Origin of the sequence: Mycobacterium sp. ST-F2 (genome assembly GCF_001905655.1) — a bacterium.
Classification (GTDB): Bacteria; Actinomycetota; Actinomycetes; order Mycobacteriales; family Mycobacteriaceae; genus Mycobacterium.
In genome coordinates this window covers 78,505-99,102 of the sequence record NZ_JMHT01000023.1, presented here as the reverse complement: position 1 = coordinate 99,102, position 20,598 = coordinate 78,505, and the positions used below count along the sequence as shown (strand labels likewise).

The window sequence follows — 20,598 nt, the reverse complement described above, 5'->3', positions numbered from 1 at the left end:
GTCGTCACGATGTGGGTGCGACGGCCGACCACGGCACGGTCAGCACGCCGTCACGCAACCGGCGCCGCGGCGGCTCCAGCGGTTGGCCCTCGGCCACCAGGAGGTCGAGCATCGCCCGCCAGCGGACCCGCGGACCGAACACCCCGTGCCCGGCCGTGGTGGCCCAGGCGCGGTCGGCGGCGTGCAGCAGCTGGTGGATCGGCTGGCCCGGAACATTGTGGTGGATAAGCACTTTCGGCAGTCGCTCCGCCAGATCGGAGGGCCGTTCGATGGCGAACGGGTCGCACGACAGGGTCAGGCTCACCGGCCCGTCGGCGTCGAGCAGGACCCAGCAGCAGCGCCGGCCCAACTCGTCGCAGGTGCCGTCGACCAGCAGCCCGCCGGGTGCGAGCCTGCCCGTCATCTCCGTCCACGCGGCGGGTACGTCGGCGACGTCGTACTGCCGCAACACATTGAACGCGCGCACCAGAACCGGTGTGTGCCCGGCCAATTCGAAGCCGCCGAGGCCGAATTCGACGACGTCGCCGGCGAGCTCGCGGGCCAGCCGCACCCGGTCCGGGTGAATCTCCAGACCGACCACCCGGACGTCCGCCCGGACCGTGCGTAGCCGGGACGCAAGTTCCACGGTGGTCACCGGAAGTGCGCCGTATCCGAGGTCGACGACCACGGGATCCGGCGCGGCGCGCAGCAGCGCCCGCACGCGCGGCGAGTGCACGAGCCAGCGGTCGCTGCGGCGCAGGCGGTTGTATCCCGTTGTGCCGCGCGTCGGCTGGCCGACAGGAGTACCCCGTGGCTGGCCCAACGGCGAACTCATGGCCCGAGTTTATGGGCGGCTCACCGGCGGGCGGCGATCCAGTCGCTGGTGAATTTCTGCTCCAGCTCGATCAGATAGCCGAGTTGCTGCCCGAGCATCGCCTCGAGCTTGCCGCCGACCAGCGGGATGCGGACCTCGACGTGCGCCGAGAAGTCCAGCCGCGCACCGTCTCCGGTCGCGGTCAGGACACCCCTGCCGGTGATGGTCGCGGGCGCGCCGGGGACGCGGCTGCGCACCGTCCCGACGGCACGCCCGTCGGCGAGCGGACCCCAGTGCTCTTCGCGGACCAGGCTGAGGTCACCGAAGTGGAACTGGGTGACGACGCTGGGCAGGCCGGCGGCGCGCATGGTCTGCGTGGTGGTGATGTCCGTGCCGCCGTGGCCGTCCTCGGCGAACGAGTCGAGGGTCGACACGTCGGCGCGGCCCTCTGCCAGCCGGTCCAGCCAGTAATCCTTGCTGCAGAACGCGCTGTGCACCTGCGCCACGGTCCCGAGGTATTCGGCAACCATGTCGAAAGAGCGGGCCATACTCGGCCACGCTACCGTTAGCGGCCGTGGTCAGTTCGGATATCGGGGGCGCGGCGGTCGACTATGACGTGCCGCTGGCACCCCTGACCTCGTTCCGTGTCGGACCGGTGGCAGCCCGTCTGATCACCTGCGATACCACCGCCAAGGTGGTCGGCGCGCTGACCGCGCTGCGGGACGGCCCGGGTCCGCTGCTGGTCCTGGCGGGCGGTTCGAATGTGCTGGTCGCCGATGATTTGACCGACCTGACGGTCGTCCTGCTGGCGAACACCGAGATCACTGTCGAGGGCAACGTGGTGCGGGCCGAGGCCGGCGCGCTGTGGGACGACGTCGTTGTGGCCTCGTTGGCGCACGGGCTCGGTGGTCTGGAATGCCTGTCCGGGATCCCGGGCTCGGCCGGGGCGACGCCGGTGCAGAACGTCGGTGCCTATGGGGCCGAGGTCGCCGACACCATCAGCCGGGTGCGGCTGTTCGACCGTGCGACGGGTGCCGACAACTGGGTGAGCCCTGAGACGCTGGATTTCGGCTATCGGCACAGCGTGTTGAAGAACTCCGACCACGCCGTCGTCCTGGAGGTGGAGTTCACCCTGAACCCGGACGGGCTCAGCGCCCCGCTGCGGTACGGCGAACTCGCGTCCCGCCTGGGCGCCGAGCCGGGTACCCGGGTCGATGCGGTCAAGGTCCGCGAGGCGGTCCTGGCATTGCGGCGCGGCAAGGGCATGGTGTCCGACGCCGCCGACCACGACACCTGGAGCGCCGGGTCGTTCTTCACCAACCCGGTGGTTCCGCCCGACGTCTTCGAACGGATAAAGGACGCATCGGACGGTCCCGTACCCAATTACCCGGCCCCGAACGGGGTCAAGCTGGCGGCCGGCTGGCTCGTGGAACAGGCCGGTTTCGGCAAGGGATACCCGGGTGACGGCGCTCCGGCCCGGCTCTCGACCAAGCATGCGCTGGCCCTGACGAACCGGGGCTTTGCTGGCAGCGAGGATGTATTAGCCCTGGCCAGGACGGTTCGGGACGGCGTCAAGGCCGCTTTCGGGATAGATCTCACACCGGAACCGTGCTTAATCGGCTGTTCGCTGTAGGTAAATTCATTCCTGTGAGTGTGAACCGGCGACAGATGCTGACCGCGATTGCCGTCGGCACTTCCGGCGTGCTCGCCGCGTGCTCGGATGGATCCGGCACTTCAACGTCTTCGGCCCCTGCCAAAGAGACCGCGGCGCCCGTCATCACCTACCGGCCCGCAAACGGCGCCACCGACGTGGTGCCGACCAGCAGCATCGGCGTCGACGTCACCGACGGCTGGTTCCAGAAGCTGACCCTGACCAACGGCGACGGCAAGGTCGTCGCCGCGGTGTTCAACAAGGACCGCACGTCGTTCAACGCCGCCGAGCCCCTGGGCTTCGGCGCGACGTACACGTTCACCGGTTCGGCCGTCGGCCGGGACGGCAAGGCCGTGCCGGTGTCCGCGACGTTCACGACCGTCAACCCGACCAAGCAGGTCAACGGCCAGTTCCAGCTCGCCGACGGGCAGACCGTCGGGGTGGCGGCGCCGATCATCCTGCAGTTCGACTCGTCGATCAGCGACAAGGCCTCGGTCGAGCGCAACGTCAAGGTCGTCACCGAGCCGCCCGTCGAGGGCAGTTGGGCCTGGCTGCCCGACGAGCGCGAGGGTGCGCGCATGCACTGGCGTCCCCGCGAGTACTACCCGCCGGGCACCAAGGTCAGCGTCTCGGCGAAGTTGTACGGCGTCCCGTTCGGCGACGACGCCTACGGCGCGCAGGACAGCACGCTGGAGATCAACATCGGGCGGCGCCAGGTCGTCAAGGCCGATGCGACCAGCCACCGCATCCAGGTCATCACCGACGGCGGCGTGCTGTTCGACTTCCCGTGCAGCTACGGCGAGGCCGACAAGCCGCGCAACGTGACCCGCAGCGGCACGCACGTCGTCACCGAGAAGTACGCCGACTTCTGGATGTCGAACCCGGCCGCCGGATACTCGAACGTCCACGAACGCTGGGCCGTGCGCATCTCCAACAACGGCGAGTTCATCCACGCCAACCCGGCCAGTTCGGGCGCGCAGGGCAACACGAATGTCACCAACGGCTGTATCAACCTGTCGACCGACAACGCCCAGCAGTATTTCCAGACCGCCATCTACGGCGATCCGGTCGAGGTGACGGGCACGTCGATCCAGCTGTCCTACGCCGACGGCGACATCTGGGACTGGGCCGTCGACTGGGCCACCTGGGTCTCGATGTCGGCGCTGCCGCCGGCTAACGCCGCGCCGCCGGAGACGTCGATCCCGCAGAGCGCGCCGGCGACCCCGACCGACGCGCCGACCTATTCGGGCACGCCGACGACCACCACGACACCGCCGCCGACGGGTCCGGCCACCACGTCGACCAGCCCGTCGACGTCGTCGTCCACCTCGACGACGACATCGACGACGGCGTCGACCGCGACTTCGACCTCGTCGGCGCCGACGACTACTGCGGCCGGCGGTTAAAGCGGCTGTAGGGCGCCTGGTCGCGCGGCCGCATCACGATCTGGTCCAGATCGACGTGCGGCGGCCGTGACGCCACGAAACCGATGACCTCGGCGACGTCCTCGGCGACCAGCGGCGTGATGCCCTGATACACCGCGTCGGCACGCTCGGCATCCCCGTCGAATCGCACGAGCGAGAACTCCGTCTCCACGGCACCGGGCGCAATCTCGGTGAGCCGCACCGGTTTTCCCAACAGTTCACCGCGCAGCGTGCGGTGCAGGGCGCCCTGGCCGTGCTTGGCGGCGATGTACCCGGCGCCGTTGTCATTCGTCTCCAGCGCCGCGATGGACGTGACGGTGACGACCAGTCCGTCGCCCGACGCGATCAGGGCCGGCAGCAGCGCCCGCGTCACCCGCAGGGTGCCCAGCACGTTGGTCTGCCACATCCAGTCCCAGTGCTCCAGATCGGCCTCCGCGACGGGCGCCAGGCCCTTGGCGCCGCCGGCGTTGTTGACCAGTACGTGCACCGGTCCCAGGGCGTCGACCTGGGCCGCGAGAGCGTCCACCGACGCCTGGTCGGTGACGTCTGTCACAACGGCGGTGCCGCCGATCTCGGCTGCGAGCGCGGTGATCCGATCCGCGCGACGGGCCGCGCAGACGACGTGAAAGCCAAGGCCGGCAAGGGTTTTCGCGGTCGCGGCGCCGATTCCGGAGCTGGCGCCGGTGACCACCGCGACGCGCGCGGAGCGTTCTTCAGCTGACATGTGACCGACCTTAGTCACTGGCCGCACGCTTCATCGCGGTCGTTGTGCTGCGCCGCAGGCGTGCTAAGTTCCTCTCGTGATCATCAGTCAGGCATCCGGCGTCGCTGTGCGGCGTTCGTGTTGTTGTTGTCGCGCTTCGCGCTGCGCCTGACTCACGACACGGATATCTTCGTCCTAGCTGTCGGCAGGTGTGGCCTCAGGACCCACCAGCCCGACTTCTTCCCTAGGACACCCAAATGCCTGCTCCCGTTTCCACCGTTTCTGCCCCCTCCGGCGTCCGCTCTGCCGCCCACGCCAAGCGCACTCTGTCCCCCGCAGGCGGGAGGTACCCCCAGGCCCGTCGTCTCCACATCGTCGCGCCGTCGCTGCGGGTCGCCGACGCCGCCGCCGGCTCGGTCTTCAGTGCGGCGCGGCTGCGCGGCCCCATCGCCCGGGACGTGATCGCGCAGGCCACCGGCCTGAGTATCGCCACGGTGAACCGGCAGGTCACGGCCCTGCTGGACGCCGGGATGCTGCGTGAGCGGGCCGACCTGGCCGTCGCCGGCGCCATCGGCCGACCGCGCATCCCGGTCGAAGTCAACCACGAACCGTTCCTGACCCTGGGCCTGCACGTCGGTGCCCGGACCACCGCGATCGTCGCGACCGACCTCTTCGGCCGCACCCTCGACGTGGTCGAGACGCCCACGCCGCGCGGCGACCAGAACGCCGCGCTGGCATCGCTCGCCGGCAGCGCGCAGCGCTACCTGAGCCGCTGGCACCGGCGCCGCCCGCTGTGGGTCGGGGTCGCGTCCGGTGGTGTGGTGGACAGCGCCACCGGTCACGTCGACCACCCGCGTCTCGGCTGGGTGGACGCGCCCGTCGGCCCGGTGCTGGCCCAGACCCTGGGGTTGCCGGTGTCGCTGGCGTCGCACGTCGACGCGATGGCCGGCGCCGAACTGCTGCTGGGTGCGCGCCGCTCGGCGGCCGCCGCGGAGTCCGCCACCAGCCTGTATGTGTATGCCCGCGAGACCGTCGGCTACGCGCTGTCGATCGGCGGCAAGGTGCACTCGCCGGCCAGCGGCCCCGGCACCATCTCGGGACTGCCGGCGCATTCGGAACTGCTCGGCGGCAGCGGCCGGCTCGAGTCCACGGTGAGCGACGAGGCCGTGCTGGCCGCCGCCCGCAAGCAGCGGATCGTGCCCGCGGAGGGCCCGTCGTCGACCATCGCCGCGGTGCTGCGTGCCGCGCGCTCCGGCAACACCGCCGCCGTGGAACTGCTGGCCGAGCGGGCCCGCGTGCTCGGCGGTGCGGTGGCGCTGCTGCGCGACCTGCTCAACCCCGATGACCTCGTCGTCGGCGGCCAGGCGTTCTCCGAGTACCCCGAGGGACTGCCGCTTGTCGAGCAGGCGTTCGCGGAACGAACGGTGTTGGGCGTCAGGGACATTCGCGTCACCACGTTCGGTAACCGGGTGCAGGAGGCCGGCGCCGGTGTGGTGTCTCTCGGCGGGCTGTACGCCGACCCGATCGGCGCGATGCGCCGCGCGCTGCGCGCCGCCTAACTCGTACCGAAGGCGCTGACGATGTGCAGCGCCAGTTCGAGGTAGACGCGGCGGTGGTCGACGGAGTGCCCGAGGAGTTGTTCGGCCTGCCGGATGCGGTACCGGACGGTGTTCGGGTGCAGGTTCAGGATTTCTCCGACGGCCCTCGCGTCGCCCGCATGTTCCAGATACAGCCGGAGCGTGTCGCGTAGCCGTGCCGTCGAATCATCGGCCGCCGCGAGCGTGCCCAGTTCCCGGCGTACCAGGGTGGCCATGCCGTCTTCGCCTGCGATACCTGCTGCCAGACAAGCCAATTCGACGTCGGCATAGCGGATTGCGTTGGCGCCGCGGCGGTGTGCCACCGCCTGCGCGGCCAGGGCTTCGGCGTGGCTGCGGCGGAATCCGTCGACGCCCGCATGGCACGTGCCCACCGCGACGTGGACGAACTCGGGCAGTGCGGCGATGTCGTTGTCGGACAAGGGTTTCGACGGTCCGGTCGTGGCCGACCAGCACCACACGGTGCGGGCCCCGCTGCTGATCGTCAACGGCCGGTCGGCACCGAGGGCGGCGCCGACGGTGACCGGTGTGGCGTCGAGCAGCCGTTGCACGTCGGCGTCGGCGACATGCTCGTCGACCCACACCGCGAATGCGTTGTGGCGCTGGCGAAGTGGGTATGACAGCGCGGTGGTGGCGTCGTCGATGTCGACGGCCTGGCCCGCGAGGATGGTGCGCACGGTCTCGGCGCGCCGGGCCCGCGCGCCCCGCTGCCATTGGTCGCGTTCGTCGGCGAAGGTGACGATCAGCGCCTCGACCATGGTGTCCAGCCAGCTCGCCAGCCGGGGCCAGAGCTGCATCAGCACCGCGGCGCGCAGTTCCGGATCGCCGATGGCGGCGACCTGCGTCTCGGTGATGAACTGCCACGCCGACCGCTGTCCGATGCGGTAGACCGCCAGCAGCACCGGGAGTTCGTACCCGCGGCGGGCGAGGGTCCGCGCCAGGTCATAGATCTCGGGTGCCGGCCGCACGTCGACGATGTCGTGCGTCACGACCGCGAGGAAGCCCTTCCAGTTCGAGCGGGTGCTCGCGTCGAGATCGCGGCGCAGCGTCGGGTCCGTGAACATGGGCAACGCCTCGGCGATCTCGTCGTCGACGACCGTGACCAGGCGGTCGAGCGTCTCCCGGCTCTCCGACGCCCCGGCGAACTGCGCCAGCCAGTCCGTCACGGCCGCGTCGGTCCGCATCGATTCGCTCCTCGTTTGTCCGCGCGAACAACGTCGCGCGATTCGTTGTCCCGCCGGACCAAGAATATGGCGGCCATCACATCGCACCCTGGGAATGGCATAGGTCGCAATGACAAATCTCTGACAATCCCCGACAGGAGTTACCGATGATCGAACACGATGCCCACTACATCGACGGGCGGTGGCAACCGTCGCGCGGCACCGAGCGGTTCGATGTCGTGAACGCCGCGACCGAGGACGTCATCGCGACCATCCCGCTGGGCGACGCCGACGACGCCAACGCGGCGGTGGCCGCGGCGCGCGCCGCGTTTCCCGGGTGGGCGGCGACGTCGGTGGCCGAGCGCGCCGGGTACCTCAAGCTGGCGGCCGAGGAATTGCAGCGCCGGCAGACCGAGATCGCGACCCTGGTCAGCCAAGAGGTCGGCATGCCGTTCGCGTACAGCAACGTGATCCAGGCGGGGCTGCCCGTGCAGTCGTTCGTGTCGATCGCCGATGTGGCGCTGAGCTTCCCGTTCGAGGAGCAGGTCTACAACTCGCTGGTGGTGCGCGAGCCCATCGGCGTCGTCGTCGCGATCACGCCGTGGAACTACCCGCTGCACCAGATCGCGGCCAAGGTGGCGCCAGCCCTGGCCGCGGGCTGCACCGTCGTCCTCAAGCCCAGTGAGGTCGCGCCGCTCAACGCCTACGTGCTGGCCGAGGTGTTCGACGCGATCGGCCTGCCGGCCGGCGTCTTCAACCTCGTCACCGGGACCGGCCCCGGCGTCGGGGAGACGCTCGTCGCGCACGAGCAGGTGGACATGGTGTCGCTGACGGGGTCGACGGCCGCCGGCCGCCGGATCGGCGCGGTGGCGGCGCAGACCATCAAGCGCGTGGGCCTGGAACTCGGCGGCAAGTCTGCGCTGGTGGTGCTCGACGACGCCGACCTGGTGGAGGCCGTGCGGGAGGGGCTGACCCGGTGCTTCCTCAACTCCGGGCAGACGTGCATCGCGCTGACCCGCATGATCGTGCCGCGCGCGAAACTCGCTGAGGTGGAAGCGATTGCGCGGGCCGGCACCGAGGCGTTGCGCGTCGGCGAGCCCTTCGACCCGGCCACCGAACTGGGCCCGCTGGTGTCGGCCGTACAGCGCGACCGCGTCGTCGGTTACATCGAGAAGGGCATCGCCGAAGGCGCACGGCTGGTCGCCGGCGGCCCGACCCCGCCCGAGGGACTGGACCGCGGTTTCTACGTCCGGCCCACGGTGTTCTCGGACTGCACCCCCGACATGGCCATCGTCCGCGAGGAGATCTTCGGGCCGGTGCTCGTCATCCAGGCGTACGACGACGAGGACGAAGCCGTCCGCCTCGCCAACGACAGCATCTACGGGCTCAACGCCGGCGTGTACTCGGCGGACCCGGAGCGCGCCATCGCCGTCGCCCGGCGGCTGCGGTCCGGCCAGGTGCAGATCAACGACGGTGCCTTCAACATCCACGCCCCGTTCGGCGGCTACGGCCAGTCCGGCAACGGACGCGAATTCGGCAAGTGGGGCCTGGAGGAATTCCTCGAGACCAAGTCCCTGCAGCTGCCCTGAAACCTCCCTCTCCCCAACGACTTTCGAAAGAACCTCCCATGGCCAACGCCTTCACCGCCAAGCAGCGCACGACCCTGACCACCATCGTCGACACCTACGTCGCCGCGGTGCCCCGCGATGACGACCCCACCGGGTTCTTCGCCGCCAAGGGCAGTGACATGGGCACCGACGCGGTGCTCGAGCAGTACCTGATCACCAAGTTGCCCGCCGAGCAGTTCGCCGGCCTGCAGCAGCTGCTGGACACCGCCGAGCTCGTCGGCCTCAACCACCAGCCGCTGAACGTGCGCGAGGTGATCGTCGGCAACCTGTCGCGCATCTCGCCGGAGACCACCGCCGCCATGACGGCGCTGTACACGCTGTCGGTGCTGTTCTCGTACAGCCTGCCGGGCGGCGAGAACAGAAACCCGCTGTGGGCCGGCATGGGTTACCCAGGGCCCGCGCAGCTGCCGCCACCGACGCCGAAGACGCTGTCGGTGCTCACCCCGGCCGCGGACACGACACTCGACGCGGACGTCGTCATCGTCGGCTCCGGGTCGGGTGGCGGCGTCGCGGCCGCGGTGCTCGCCGAGGCCGGTAAGCGCGTCATCGTGCTGGAAGCCGGCGGCTACCGCAACGAATCGGACTTCGTGCAGCTCGAACCCGTCGCCTATCACAACCTGTTCCTGCGCGGCGGCTTCTTCCCGAGCGCCGACGGCATGGTCTCGATCGCCGCCGGCGCGACAGTCGGCGGCGGCAGCACCGTCAACTGGTCCAACTCGCTGCTGACCCCGGCGACCGTGCGCAAGACCTGGGCCGACGACTTCGGGCTGACGGACGTCACCGGCCCGTCGTTCGACGAGCACCTGGCCGCGGTGTTCGAGCGCATCGGCTGTTGCGACAAGGTCGCCGTCCAGAACCAGCCACACCACCGCCTGTCGGAAGGTGCTGCGGCGCTGAACTATTCGTACGGCGTGGCCCAGCTCAACATCGACCCGGAACGCTTCGACCCGGCCCTCGTCGGCTACAGCGGCATGGGTGACCAGACCGGCGCCAAGCAGGGCACCATGAAGACGTTCCTGCAGGACGCCTCCGACGCCGGCGCGCAGTTGCTGCCCAACACCCGGGCCCACCGGATCGTCACGCGCGACGGTGTGGCCGCCGGCGTCGAGGCGACGTACACCGACCCGGTGACCGGCGCCGCGCACCGCGTGGTGATCAACGCCCCGCAGGTCGTCGCGGCCGCCGGCAGCCTGGAAACCCCGGCACTGCTGCTGCGTTCGGGCATCGGCGGCCCCGCCGTCGGCACCGGCCTGCGGCTGCACCCGGCGACTCTCGTCAGCGGTATCTACGACGACCGCCAGGAGCCCTGGTTCGGCCCCGCCATGGCCGGGGTGATGAACGAATTCGCCGAAGCCCACGACGGGCACGGCTACCTCATCGAATGCGTGCAGCACCTGCCCGGCCTGTTCACCGCCACGGTGCCGTGGTTGTCCGGCGCGCAGCACAAGGAACTCGCCCGCGAGTACCAGAACCGGGCCGACTGGGTCGTGCTGGTCAAGGACCGCGGCGAAGGCAGCGTCACCGTCGACGCCGATGGGGAGGCCGTGCACTGGTATCCGTTCACCGACGAACTCGACCGCCGCCACTTCCGGGAGGGCATCGAGACGTCCATCCGCATGCACGCCGCCGCGGGTGCGCGGCAGATTTACGCAGCCGGCCAGCCGTTCGCGCCCTGGCAGCGTGGCGAGGACCTGGAGGCCTTCATCGAAAAGGTCAACCAGCTGCCGATCGGGCCCGGCGGCACCCCGGTGTTCAGCGCGCACCAGATGAGCAGCGCGCGGATGGGCGCCGACCCGCAGACTTCGGTCGCGGGCCCGACGGGCGAGCTGCACGACACCCCCGGCGTGTGGATCGCCGACGCCAGCGCCATGCCCACCTGTTCCGGCGTGAACCCCATGATCACCGTCATGGCCGTCGCCCGCCGCACCGCCACCAACATGCTCTAGCCCCCACCTCCCGCGAGCGGCCCCGGGGCCACCACCTCCCGCGAGCGGCCGTGTCTGTGCGCCGACACGCCGTGTCAGCCGTGCATTCCGCGGCCGCTCGCGGGCCTCGAACGTCCCCAAAATGCCCAGCTCGGACCACCGGACGAAGGGCAGTCCACGCGACGGTGTAAGGATGGAGGGCGTGCGTGTCGCCGTCCTGTCGGTCCATACCTCGCCGCTGGCCCAACCGGGCACCGGCGATGCCGGCGGTATGAACGTCTACGTCCTGCAGAGTGCACTCGAGTTGGCCCGCCGCGGCGTCGAGGTGGAAATCTTCACCCGCGCCACGTCGTCGACCGACGCCCCGGTGGTTCGGGTGGCCCCCGGCGTCCTCGTGCGCAACATCGTCGCCGGCCCGTTCGAGGGCCTCGACAAGTACGACCTGCCGACGCAGCTGTGCGCCTTCACCGCGGGTGTCCTGCGCGTCGAGGCCAACCACGAGCCGGGCTACTACGACATCGTGCACTCGCACTACTGGCTGTCCGGACAGGTGGGCTGGCTGGCCTCGGACCGGTGGGCGGTGCCCCTGGTGCACACGGCGCACACCTGGGCCGCGGTGAAGAACCTGTCGCTGGCAGAGGGCGATACGCCGGAGCCCGCGCTGCGCGCCGTCGGTGAGCAGCAGGTGGTCGACGCCGCCGACCGGCTCATCGTCAACACCGAAGACGAAGCGCAGCAACTGGTTTCGCTGCACCACGCGGACCCGGCCCGCATCGACGTGGCCTACCCGGGCGTCGACCTGAAGACCTTCACGCCGGGTGACAAGGCCGAAGCCCGTGCGGCACTGGGTCTTTCGCTCGATGAGCAGGTGGTCGCCTTCGTCGGCCGCATCCAGCCGCTGAAGGCCCCCGACGTGCTGTTGCGCGCGGCGGCCAAGCTGCCCGACGTGCGCGTCGTGGTCGCCGGCGGTCCGTCGGGCAGTGGCCTGGCCGTGCCCGACGGGCTGGTTTCCCTCGCCGACGAGCTGGGTATCACCGACCGTGTGACATTCTTGCCGCCGCAGTCCCGTGACCAGCTGGTGAACGTCTACCGTGCCGCGGATCTCGTTGCGGTACCGAGCTATTCGGAGTCGTTCGGACTGGTTGCCGTCGAGGCGCAGGCCTGCGGGACGCCGGTGGTGGCCGCCGCGGTGGGCGGGCTGCCCGTCGCGGTGCGCGACGGCGTGAGCGGGGTTCTGGTGCAAGGCCACGATCCGGTCGACTGGGCCAATGCCATTGGCCGGACGCTGGAATTGGGGCCGGAGTCGTTGGCCGAGGGCGCATTGCAGCACGCCGCCACCTTCTCGTGGGCACACACCGTGGACGCCCTGCTGGCCGGCTACACGCGGGCGATCGCCGACTACCGCGGCCGTCGTCCCCGGCGTGACGCCGCGGCACGCCGCAGCCGCCGGTTCCTGATCCGCCGGGGGGTGCGTGCATGACGAGCTCGGCGACAGTCACCCAGTTGATCGAAGACACCCTGCGCACGCACGAGCTCGACTTCTCCCACCACGACGGGGGAGCGGGCGGCCGGGCCGGCATCGTCGTCGCGCTACCCGGCGAGCGCCGGCTGACCACCAACACGCTGCTCAGCGTCGGTGAGCACGGCGTGCGGCTGGAGGCGTTCGTCTGCCGCAAGCCCGACGAGAACTTCGAGGGCGTCTACAAGTACCTGCTGCGCCGCAACCGGCGGCTGTACGGCATGGCCTACACGCTGGACAACATCGGCGACATCTACCTCGTCGGCCGCATGGCGCTGCACGCGGTGACCCCCGACGAGATCGACCGCCTGATGGGCCAGGTGATCGAGGCCGTCGACTTCGACTTCAACACGCTGCTCGAACTGGGCTTCCGCTCGTCGATCGAGAAAGAGTGGAAGTGGCGGCTGTCCCGCGGGGAGTCGCTGAAGAACCTCAAGGCGTTCGAGCACCTGCGGCCTGAGTAGCCCGACTTTCTGCGCCGAGATTGACGTAATGGTCGTTTGTGGCCGCTGCAACCAGCCATAACGTCAATCTCGACGGGGCTTGGAGCCCATTGGTGTCCGTACACGTCTAAACAGGCATGCGAACTCCATTCAAGGGCAGCGACGCTCTCGAATCTGGTCATCTCACCCGGGCGCGGTTACGCAGCCGCTACCAGCCGATTCTTCGTGGCGTCTACTTGCCGCGCGGTCACGATGTGGCCCTGCGGGATCGTATTCGCGGCGCTGCACTCGCCGTGCCGAACGGTGTCATCGGCGGGGTTGCGGCGTCCGCGCTGTATCGCGCCAAATGGGTCGACGACGACATCCCGATCGATGTCTTCGGCGCTTGCCGTCGTCAGGACGGCCTCGTCATCCGTCGTGACGTCCTGCCTGATGACGAGGTGACCACGATCAACGGCATCCGCGTGACAACGCGTTCCCGGACCGCATTCGACCTTGCGCGAAACCTGTCCCGAGATGACGGGGTGGCGAGGCTCGATGCCTTGATGAATGCGGCGCCGTTTGAGCTGGATGAGGTGTTTCTACTTGCGAAGCGTCATCGCGGAGCACGCGGGTTGGTTGCACTGCGCAAGGCGCTGCCGCTGGTTGACGGTGGCGCTGAGTCCCCGCCAGAATCTCGCCTGCGGTTGCTGTTCACCGATGCTGGCTTGCCAAGGCCTACAACGCAATACGTGGTCTACAACGAGTTCGGGCAGTACGTGCGACGCATCGACATGGTCTGGGAAGAGTTCAAGGTGGGCGCCGAGTACGACGGCCAGCAACACCTCACGGAGCGACGTCAATACGCGATGGATGTCTGGGTCAACCGAGAGTTGCAGCGGATGAAATGGCACGTCACCCACGTGATCAAGGAAGACAACGGCGGCGCGATAGTGCGCGATGTCCGTCGGGCACTGTTGGAACGCGGGTGGTCGGGCCGGCTTTAGGTCGCGAGTCGCCGAGTTTGACGTAATGGTGGCTCGCGGGCCCGAAAACCAGCCATAACGTCAATCTCGACGAGCAACGAGGTGCGGCGAGAGCCAAAAACCCGCACGTGAGAAGATCAGCCGATGCCGACCTTGATCCTGCTGCGTCACGGCGAGAGCCAGTGGAACGAGAAGAACCTGTTCACCGGTTGGGTCGACGTCGACCTCACCGACAAGGGCCGGGCCGAAGCCGTTCGCGGCGGAAAGCTGCTGGTCGAGCAGGGTGTGCTGCCGGACGTGCTCTACACGTCGCTGCTGCGCCGGGCGATCACCACCGCCAACCTGGCGCTGGACGCCGCCGACCGGCACTGGATTCCCGTGCACCGCGACTGGCGCCTCAACGAGCGGCACTACGGCGCGCTGCAGGGCCTCGACAAGGCCGAGACCCTGGCCAAGTACGGCCAGGACCAGTTCATGTCGTGGCGCCGCAGCTACGACACCCCGCCGCCCCCGATCGAGAAGGGCAGCACCTACAGCCAGGACGGCGACCCGCGGTACGCCGGCATCGACGCGCCGCTGACCGAATGCCTCGCCGACGTCGTCAAGCGGTTCGTGCCGTACTTCGAGCAGACCATCGCGGCCGACCTCAAAGCCGGCAAGACCGTGCTGATCGCCGCGCACGGCAACTCGCTGCGGGCGCTGGTGAAGTACCTGGACGGCATGTCCGACGACGAGATCACCGGCCTGAACATCCCGACGGGCATCCCGCTGCGCTACGAACTGGACGAAAATCTGAAGCCGACGGTGCCCGGCGGCGAGTACCTGGACCCCGAGGCCGCGGCCGCGGGTGCCGCCGCTGTCGCCGCGCAGGGCGCCAAACAGCACTGACGTCGCGAACAGCCGGTGAACTGCGGTTAACACCAGTGAAACACCTGGATTTGTACGTGTGACTTGTACCGATCTGGCCGCTCGCTGCTGGGATGACGTTCACCTGATGCGTACGATTTGCCCGTGAGCTTGTCGTACGCGCTGCCTCTGGTGGCCGCCACGGCGCTGCTCGCGTTGGCTCTGGGCATCGCGATCGGCATGCGCTGGGTGCCGCGGCTGAACGAGCGCCGCGAGCGCCGCACTGCCGAGCAGTCCGGCCTGACGGTGTCGGAGATGTTCGCGCACATCGTGTCCATGTCCCCGCTGGGGATGGCGGTCGTCGACACCTACCGTGACGTCGTCTACACCAACTCCCTGGCCCGTGACCTCGGCCTGGTGCGCGACCGGCTGCTCGACGACCGGGCCTGGGAGGCCGCGCAGCGCACGCTGGCCACCGGCGAGGACGTTGAGTTCGACCTGTCGCCGGCCAAACGCGCCACCCCGGGCCGCTCCCGGCTGGCGGTGCGGGGCCTGGCGCGTCAGCTGACGGAGGAGGACGGCCGCTTCGCGGTGGTCTACGTCAACGACCAGTCCGAACAGGCCCGCATGGAGGCCAGCCGCCGCGACTTCGTCGCCAACGTCAGCCATGAGCTCAAGACGCCGGTCGGCGCCATGGGGCTGCTGGCCGAGGCGCTGCTGGCGTCGTCCGAGGACCAGGACATGGTCAACCGGTTCGCCGAGAAGATCGTCACCGAATCGAACCGGCTGGCCAACATGGTCGGTGAACTGATCGAACTGTCCCGGCTGCAGGGCGCCGAGCCACTGCCGCACCTCGATGCGGTGGACGTGGATTCCGTTGTCGCCGAGGTGGTTTCCCGGCACAAGGTGGCCGCCGACAACGCCGACATCGCGATCACGACGGACGCGCCCCGGGGCTACCAAGTGCTGGGCAGCGAGACGCTGCTGGCGACGGCGCTCGCGAACCTGGTGTCCAACGCAATCTCCTACTCGCCCAAGGGTTCCCAGGTGTCGATCAGTCGGCGCCGCTACGACGACAACATCGAGATCGCGGTGACCGACCGCGGCATCGGTATCGAAAAAGCCGACCAGGAACGGGTTTTCGAACGATTCTTCCGTGTCGACAAGGCGCGGTCCCGGGCCACCGGCGGCACCGGGCTGGGGTTGGCCATCGTCAAACACGTTGCGGCCAACCACAACGGAACCATCCGGCTGTGGAGTCAGCCGGGAACCGGATCGACGTTCACGTTGTCGATTCCGGCCTATCTCGACTCGGACGACGTGGATGTCGACGAGGGAGACGACCACTCATTGCCATCACAAGGAGGGCGACCGAACCAATGACCAGTGTGCTGATCGTGGAGGACGAGGAGTCCCTGGCCGATCCCTTGGCGTTCCTGTTGCGCAAGGAGGGTTTCGAAGCCACCGTCGTGACCGATGGTCCGTCGGCGTTGGCCGAGTTCGACCGGGCCGGCGCCGACATCGTGCTCCTGGACCTGATGCTGCCCGGGATGAGCGGCACCGACGTCTGTAAGCAGTTGCGCTCGCGGTCGGGCGTGCCGGTCATCATGGTGACCGCGCGGGACAGCGAGATCGACAAGGTCGTCGGCCTGGAACTCGGCGCCGACGACTACGTCACCAAGCCGTACTCGGCCCGCGAGCTCATCGCCCGCATCCGCGCCGTGCTGCGCCGCGGTGGCGAGGCCGACGACGCCGTCGGCGCCGACGGGGTGCTGGAGGCCGGTCCGGTCCGCATGGACGTCGAGCGGCACATCGTGTCCGTCAACGGCGACGCCATCACGCTGCCGCTCAAGGAGTTCGACCTGCTCGAATACCTGATGCGCAACAGCGGGCGGGTGCTGACGCGTGGCCAGTTGATCGACCGGGTCTGGGGTGCCGACTACGTCGGTGACACCAAGACCCTCGACGTCCACGTGAAGCGGCTGCGCTCCAAGATCGAGGCCGACCCGGCCAACCCGGTGCACCTCGTCACCGTCCGCGGGCTGGGCTACAAGCTCGAGGGCTAGTTCCCCTCCGGTTACTTCTTCTCGGCAGCCGTCGTTGCCGGGTGGACGGCGATGAGCCCCAGCCCGGCCCGGCGCTTGCACAGCGCGGCCAGCTCGGCGTACACCTTCGCGCCGAGCAGTTCGGTCAGCTCGGGCCCGTAGGACTCCCACACGGGCCGGGCGCCGACGTGCGCGGCCGGGTCGCCGGTGCAGTACCAGACCAGGTCGTGGCCGCCCTCGCCCCAGCCGCGCCGGTCGTATTCGGTGACGACGGTCCGCAGGATCTCGGTGCCGTCCGGCCGCGTCACCCAGTCCTGCGTGCGGCGGATCGGCAGCTGCCAGCAGACCTCGGGCTTCATGGTCAGCGGCTCGACGCCGAGCTTGAGGGCCTTGCTGTGCAGGGCGCAGCCGATGCCGCCGGCGAAACCCGGCCGGTTCAGGAAGATGCACGCGCCCTTGTACTTGCGGGTCCGCAGGTTGGGCTTGTCGTCGTACTCGTCCATCTCGAGGTAGCCCTTGCGGCCCAGGCCCTTCTCCCGGAACTGCCAGTCCTCGTCGGTCAGCAGCTTGACCGACTCCTCGAGCTGCGCGACGTCGTCGTCATCGGCCATGAAGGCGCCGTGGCTGCAGCAGCCGTCGTCGGGCCGGCCCTCGACGGTGCCCTGGCACGCCGGCGTCCCGAAGACGCAGGTCCAATTCGACAGCAGCCACGTCATGTCCGCGGCGATCAGATGCTCCGGATTGTCGGGGTCGAAGAACTCCACCCACTCGCGGGCAAAGTCCAGTCCCACCTCGTGGGAACCAGGCTTCGAAGGCTCGCCGGGACTGATCTGCGATGCGGTCACAGCACGCAACCGTAGACCCGTTACCGTGGTTTCCGTGCGATTGGGCGTCCTCGACGTGGGCAGTAACACCGTTCATCTATTGGTGGTCGACGCGCGCCGTGGCGGGCACCCGACCCCGATGAGTTCGACCAAGGCCTCACTGCGCCTTGCCGAGGCGATCGATGACACCGGCAAATTGACCCGCAAGGGCGCCGACAGCCTCGTCGCGACCGTCGACGAGTTCGCCAAGATCGCCACCAGCTCGGGGTGTGCGGAGTTTATGGCGTTCGCCACATCTGCGGTCCGGGATGCGACCAACTCCGAGGCGGTGCTGGCGCGGGTGCGGGCCGAGACCGGCGTCCAGCTGCAGGTCCTGTCCGGGGTCGACGAATCGCGGCTCACCTTCCTGGCGGTGCGCCGCTGGTACGGCTGGAGCGCGGGCCGCATCATCAACCTCGACATCGGTGGCGGCTCGCTGGAGCTGTCGGGCGGCATCGACGAAGAACCCGATGTCGCACTGTCGATGCCGCTGGGTGCGGGCCGTTTGACACGCGAATGGCTGCAGGAGGATCCGCCCGGCCGCCGGCGCGTGGCGGTGCTGCGCGACTGGCTGGACAACGAGATCTCCGCCTCGGCCGCCAAGGTGCTCGCGGCCGGTACCCCGGAGCTCGCGGTCGCTACGTCGAAGACCTTCCGGTCGCTGGCCCGGCTCACCGGTGCGGCGCCGTCGGGCGCCGGACCGCGCGTGAAGCGCACATTGACCGCCGCCGGCCTCAGACAGCTCATATCTTTCATCTCTAGGATGACCACGGCCGACAGAGCCGAGTTGGAAGGGGTGAGTGCCGACCGCGCGCCACAGATCGTGGCCGGTGCGTTGGTGGCCGAGGCGACCATGCGAGCGCTGTCGCTCGACGCGGTGGACATCTGCCCGTGGGCGTTGCGGGAGGGTGTCATTCTGCGGAAACTCGACAGCGAAGCCGATGGAACCGACTTGGTGGAAACGTTCGCGGGATTGGCTCCCGCCAAAGGCGAGACACGATGACAGATTCAGACGACTTCTCGGCGACGCGACCGATCTCGGTCGCCGAGCTGCTGGCCAAGAACGGCACCATCGGTGCGCCGCCCGTCGGTGGCCGCCGGCGCCGCCGGCGCGGGAACAGCGACGCGGTGACCGTCGCCGAACTGACCGGCGAAATCCCGATCATCCGGCCGGAGACGGTGCACGCAGAGCCGGCTGAGGCCCCGGCGGAGCCGGCGCCCGAGCCCGAGTCCGTGGCGGAGCCGGTCGCCGAGCCGGAGCCGGAAGCCCCTGTCGAGGAGGCGGCTGTCGCCGTCGAGGACGAGACCCCGTCCGCGGCCGACGAGATGGAGCCCGACGACACCGGCGCCCACTACGTCGTCGACGACGAGATGCTGCACACCGACATCGTCGAGCCCGCGCCCGCCGATGCCGCGGTCGACGACTACGAGGACCACCTGCGCCGTCGCGACGCCGAGGCCGACCCGCTGGAGTTCGTGGCGCCGTCGCGCAAGCCCGCCTTCCGCTGGTCGTTCAAGCCGGTCCGCGGCGCCGAGGAGATGAGCCCCGACCCGGTCGACGAGGACGTGCCGGCCGACGCGGACATCGACGACGATCTGCTCTCGCTCACCGACGCCGAACCCGTCGCCAAGCTCGACACCGGCGCCGTGCCCGTCGTCGACGACACCGTGGCGACCGAGGCCGCTCCCGAGCCGACGCGTCAGCCGTCACGCAATGGCCGCAGCGAGCGCTACGACGCCCTGTTCGGCGGCTTCGCCGCCGACGCGGACACCCGTCGGGAAGAGCTGGTCGCCGTCCACGACGCCCACGACGAGGACGTCGACCACGAAGCCATCGACCGCGAGGCCGACCACGACGAGACCGACCACGAGGACGACGAGAAGTCCGGGTCCGGCCTCAAGCGCGGCGCGTGGGTCGTCGGGCAGAGCCTGCTGGCCGTCGCGTTCGGCGCAGGCATGTTCTTCGCCTTCGACCAGCTGTGGCGCTGGAACCAGATCGTGGCGCTGATGCTGTCGATGCTGGTGATCCTGGGCCTGGTCGCCGGGATCCGGGTGATCCGGAAGGATCACGACCTGGCCAGTACGCTGATCGCGATTCTGGTCGGCGGTCTGGTCACGTTCGGACCCTTGGCACTGCTCTACTCAGCCTGAACCGGAGGCCTGTGCGTCCCGCCATCAAGGTAGGTCTGTCCACCGCGTCGGTCTACCCCTTGCGGACCGAAGCTGCCTTCGAGTACGCCGCCCGCCTGGGCTACGACGGTGTCGAGCTGATGGTGTGGGCCGAGCCCGTCAGCCAGGACATCGACGCCGTCGAGCGGATGTCGCAGCGCTGGGGCGTCCCGGTGCTCAGCGTGCACGCGCCGTGTCTGCTGATCTCGCAGCGCGTGTGGGGGTCCAACCCGATCCCGAAGCTGGAACGCAGCGTGCGGGCCGCCGAACAGCTGGGTGCGCAGACCGTCGTCGTGCATCCGCCGTTCCGGTGGCAGCGCCGGTACGCCGAGGGTTTCTCCGATCAGGTCGCCGAGCTCGAGGCCTCGAGCGACGTGCTGGTCGCGGTCGAGAACATGTTCCCGTTCCGCACCGACCGGTTCTTCGGCACCGGCCAGCCGTCCATCGAGCGGATGCGTAAGCGCGGAGGGGCCCCGGGACCCGGGATCTCGGCGTTCGCGCCGTCCTACGACCCGCTGGACGGCAATCACGCCCACTACACCCTGGACCTGTCGCATTCGGCGACGGCGGGCACCGATGCCGTCGACATGGCGCGGCGCATGGGCAAGGGGCTGGTGCACCTGCATCTGTGCGACGGCAACGGCGCGTCCACCGACGAACATCTGGTGCCCGGGCGTGGCAGCCAGCCCACGGAGCAGATCTGCCAGATGCTGGCCGCCAGCGAGTTCTCCGGACACGTGATCCTGGAGGTCACCACATCGGCGGCACGCAACAACGCCGAGCGCGAGGCGCTGCTCGTCGAGTCGCTCGAATTCGCGCGGCGGCACCTGCTGCGCTGACCCCGCGCGGTCCTGGCATGCTGTCTG

At 69.3% G+C, this 20,598-nt stretch carries 18 protein-coding genes and 1 pseudogene; 14 read left to right on the top strand and 5 right to left on the bottom strand.

Going from position 1 to position 20,598, the window contains the following annotated elements; translation table 11 throughout:
- Nucleotides 1-4: 4 nt before the first annotated feature.
- Together EB75_RS10830 and EB75_RS10825 are read right to left on the bottom strand one after the other, a co-directional pair.
- A complete protein-coding gene (locus EB75_RS10830) occupies nucleotides 5-814 on the bottom strand; it encodes a class I SAM-dependent methyltransferase (protein WP_073695390.1) in 810 nt (269 codons plus the stop codon).
- A 20-nt stretch (nucleotides 815-834) separates the two neighbouring features.
- Nucleotides 835-1,341: a DUF2505 domain-containing protein gene (locus EB75_RS10825; RefSeq protein WP_073695389.1), complete on the bottom strand. Its 507-nt coding sequence runs from the start codon at nucleotides 1,339-1,341 to the stop codon at nucleotides 835-837.
- Nucleotides 1,342-1,367: 26 nt separating this feature from the next.
- Between EB75_RS10825 and EB75_RS10820 the strand changes: the two genes are divergently transcribed.
- Both EB75_RS10820 and EB75_RS10815 read left to right on the top strand, forming a co-directional pair.
- Nucleotides 1,368-2,426 carry a UDP-N-acetylmuramate dehydrogenase gene (locus EB75_RS10820; protein WP_073695388.1) on the top strand — a complete coding sequence of 353 codons (1,059 nt, stop codon included), beginning with the start codon at nucleotides 1,368-1,370 and terminating at the stop codon, nucleotides 2,424-2,426.
- Nucleotides 2,427-2,461: 35 nt separating this feature from the next.
- Nucleotides 2,462-3,748 (top strand): annotated as a pseudogene (locus EB75_RS10815) (L,D-transpeptidase); the annotation flags it as partial.
- 82 nt (nucleotides 3,749-3,830) lie between these two features.
- Here EB75_RS10815 and EB75_RS10810 read toward each other — a convergent pair.
- Nucleotides 3,831-4,592 carry an SDR family oxidoreductase gene (locus EB75_RS10810; protein WP_073695387.1) on the bottom strand — a complete coding sequence of 254 codons (762 nt, stop codon included), beginning with the start codon at nucleotides 4,590-4,592 and terminating at the stop codon, nucleotides 3,831-3,833.
- Nucleotides 4,593-4,828: 236 nt separating this feature from the next.
- Here EB75_RS10810 and EB75_RS10805 point away from each other — a divergent pair, with 236 nt between their 5' ends.
- A complete protein-coding gene (locus tag EB75_RS10805; protein WP_142239535.1) occupies nucleotides 4,829-6,130 on the top strand; it encodes an ROK family transcriptional regulator in 1,302 nt (433 codons plus the stop codon).
- On the opposite strand, the gene EB75_RS10800 is transcribed toward EB75_RS10805, so the two are convergent.
- Nucleotides 6,127-7,350 (bottom strand): PucR family transcriptional regulator, encoded by a 1,224-nt coding sequence (locus EB75_RS10800; RefSeq protein WP_073695386.1) that lies wholly within the window; start codon nucleotides 7,348-7,350, stop codon nucleotides 6,127-6,129. The genes EB75_RS10805 and EB75_RS10800 overlap by 4 nt on opposite strands.
- 146 nt (nucleotides 7,351-7,496) lie before the next feature.
- Between EB75_RS10800 and EB75_RS10795 the strand changes: the two genes are divergently transcribed.
- From EB75_RS10795 to regX, 8 genes are all read left to right on the top strand, one after another.
- The gene (locus EB75_RS10795) at nucleotides 7,497-8,918 is read left to right on the top strand and encodes an aldehyde dehydrogenase family protein (RefSeq protein ID WP_073695385.1); all 1,422 of its coding nucleotides are present in this window, start codon (nucleotides 7,497-7,499) and stop codon (nucleotides 8,916-8,918) included.
- Between the two features lie 38 nt (nucleotides 8,919-8,956).
- A complete protein-coding gene (locus EB75_RS10790) occupies nucleotides 8,957-10,903 on the top strand; it encodes a GMC family oxidoreductase (RefSeq protein WP_073695384.1) in 1,947 nt (648 codons plus the stop codon).
- 172 nt (nucleotides 10,904-11,075) lie between these two features.
- Entirely contained in the window at nucleotides 11,076-12,362 is a 1,287-nt protein-coding gene (mshA, locus tag EB75_RS10785) for a D-inositol-3-phosphate glycosyltransferase (RefSeq protein WP_073695383.1), read from the top strand.
- Entirely contained in the window at nucleotides 12,359-12,865 is a 507-nt protein-coding gene (locus tag EB75_RS10780; protein ID WP_073695382.1) for a type III secretion system chaperone family protein, read from the top strand. The genes mshA and EB75_RS10780 overlap by 4 nt, the downstream gene beginning before the upstream one ends.
- A gap of 116 nt (nucleotides 12,866-12,981) precedes the next feature.
- On the top strand, nucleotides 12,982-13,830 hold the full coding sequence (locus tag EB75_RS10775) for a type IV toxin-antitoxin system AbiEi family antitoxin (RefSeq protein WP_073695381.1): 849 nt from the start codon (nucleotides 12,982-12,984) through the stop codon (nucleotides 13,828-13,830).
- Between the two features lie 123 nt (nucleotides 13,831-13,953).
- On the top strand, nucleotides 13,954-14,697 hold the full coding sequence (locus EB75_RS10770) for a phosphoglyceromutase (RefSeq protein ID WP_061001494.1): 744 nt from the start codon (nucleotides 13,954-13,956) through the stop codon (nucleotides 14,695-14,697).
- Between the two features lie 123 nt (nucleotides 14,698-14,820).
- A complete protein-coding gene (locus EB75_RS10765; protein ID WP_073695380.1) occupies nucleotides 14,821-16,038 on the top strand; it encodes a sensor histidine kinase in 1,218 nt (405 codons plus the stop codon).
- Nucleotides 16,035-16,721 (top strand): two-component sensory transduction protein RegX, encoded by a 687-nt coding sequence (regX, locus tag EB75_RS10760; protein ID WP_061001482.1) that lies wholly within the window; start codon nucleotides 16,035-16,037, stop codon nucleotides 16,719-16,721. The genes EB75_RS10765 and regX overlap by 4 nt, the downstream gene beginning before the upstream one ends.
- A gap of 11 nt (nucleotides 16,722-16,732) precedes the next feature.
- On the opposite strand, the gene EB75_RS10755 is transcribed toward regX, so the two are convergent.
- A complete protein-coding gene (locus EB75_RS10755) occupies nucleotides 16,733-17,554 on the bottom strand; it encodes a DUF3109 family protein (RefSeq protein WP_502689360.1) in 822 nt (273 codons plus the stop codon).
- A 25-nt stretch (nucleotides 17,555-17,579) separates the two neighbouring features.
- Between EB75_RS10755 and EB75_RS10750 the strand changes: the two genes are divergently transcribed.
- From EB75_RS10750 to EB75_RS10740, 3 genes are read left to right on the top strand one after another with little or no spacing between them, the layout of a single operon-like run.
- Nucleotides 17,580-18,566, top strand: a complete 987-nt coding sequence (locus EB75_RS10750) for a Ppx/GppA family phosphatase (protein WP_064858693.1) — start codon at nucleotides 17,580-17,582, stop codon at nucleotides 18,564-18,566.
- The gene (locus EB75_RS10745; protein WP_064858646.1) at nucleotides 18,563-19,714 is read left to right on the top strand and encodes an Rv0497 family membrane protein; all 1,152 of its coding nucleotides are present in this window, start codon (nucleotides 18,563-18,565) and stop codon (nucleotides 19,712-19,714) included. The genes EB75_RS10750 and EB75_RS10745 overlap by 4 nt, the downstream gene beginning before the upstream one ends.
- 11 nt (nucleotides 19,715-19,725) lie before the next feature.
- Nucleotides 19,726-20,571: a sugar phosphate isomerase/epimerase family protein gene (locus EB75_RS10740; protein ID WP_073695379.1), complete on the top strand. Its 846-nt coding sequence runs from the start codon at nucleotides 19,726-19,728 to the stop codon at nucleotides 20,569-20,571.
- The last annotated feature ends 27 nt before the right edge of the window (nucleotides 20,572-20,598 follow it).

Bases quoted from the DNA above. Each gene is read 5' to 3' on its own strand.
- EB75_RS10745 (WP_064858646.1), top strand. From the start codon at position 18,563: ATGACAGATTCAGACGACTTCTCGGCGACGCGACCGATCTCGGTCGCC.
- EB75_RS10790 (WP_073695384.1), top strand. From the start codon at position 8,957: ATGGCCAACGCCTTCACCGCCAAGCAGCGCACGACCCTGACCACCATC.
- EB75_RS10805 (WP_142239535.1), top strand. From the start codon at position 4,829: ATGCCTGCTCCCGTTTCCACCGTTTCTGCCCCCTCCGGCGTCCGCTCT.
- mshA (WP_073695383.1), top strand. From the start codon at position 11,076: ATGGAGGGCGTGCGTGTCGCCGTCCTGTCGGTCCATACCTCGCCGCTG.
- EB75_RS10830 (WP_073695390.1), bottom strand. From the start codon at position 814: ATGAGTTCGCCGTTGGGCCAGCCACGGGGTACTCCTGTCGGCCAGCCG.
- EB75_RS10800 (WP_073695386.1), bottom strand. From the start codon at position 7,350: ATGCGGACCGACGCGGCCGTGACGGACTGGCTGGCGCAGTTCGCCGGG.
- EB75_RS10780 (WP_073695382.1), top strand. From the start codon at position 12,359: ATGACGAGCTCGGCGACAGTCACCCAGTTGATCGAAGACACCCTGCGC.
- EB75_RS10810 (WP_073695387.1), bottom strand. From the start codon at position 4,592: ATGTCAGCTGAAGAACGCTCCGCGCGCGTCGCGGTGGTCACCGGCGCC.
- EB75_RS10795 (WP_073695385.1), top strand. From the start codon at position 7,497: ATGATCGAACACGATGCCCACTACATCGACGGGCGGTGGCAACCGTCG.
- regX (WP_061001482.1), top strand. From the start codon at position 16,035: ATGACCAGTGTGCTGATCGTGGAGGACGAGGAGTCCCTGGCCGATCCC.
- EB75_RS10770 (WP_061001494.1), top strand. From the start codon at position 13,954: ATGCCGACCTTGATCCTGCTGCGTCACGGCGAGAGCCAGTGGAACGAG.
- EB75_RS10825 (WP_073695389.1), bottom strand. From the start codon at position 1,341: ATGGCCCGCTCTTTCGACATGGTTGCCGAATACCTCGGGACCGTGGCG.
- EB75_RS10775 (WP_073695381.1), top strand. From the start codon at position 12,982: ATGCGAACTCCATTCAAGGGCAGCGACGCTCTCGAATCTGGTCATCTC.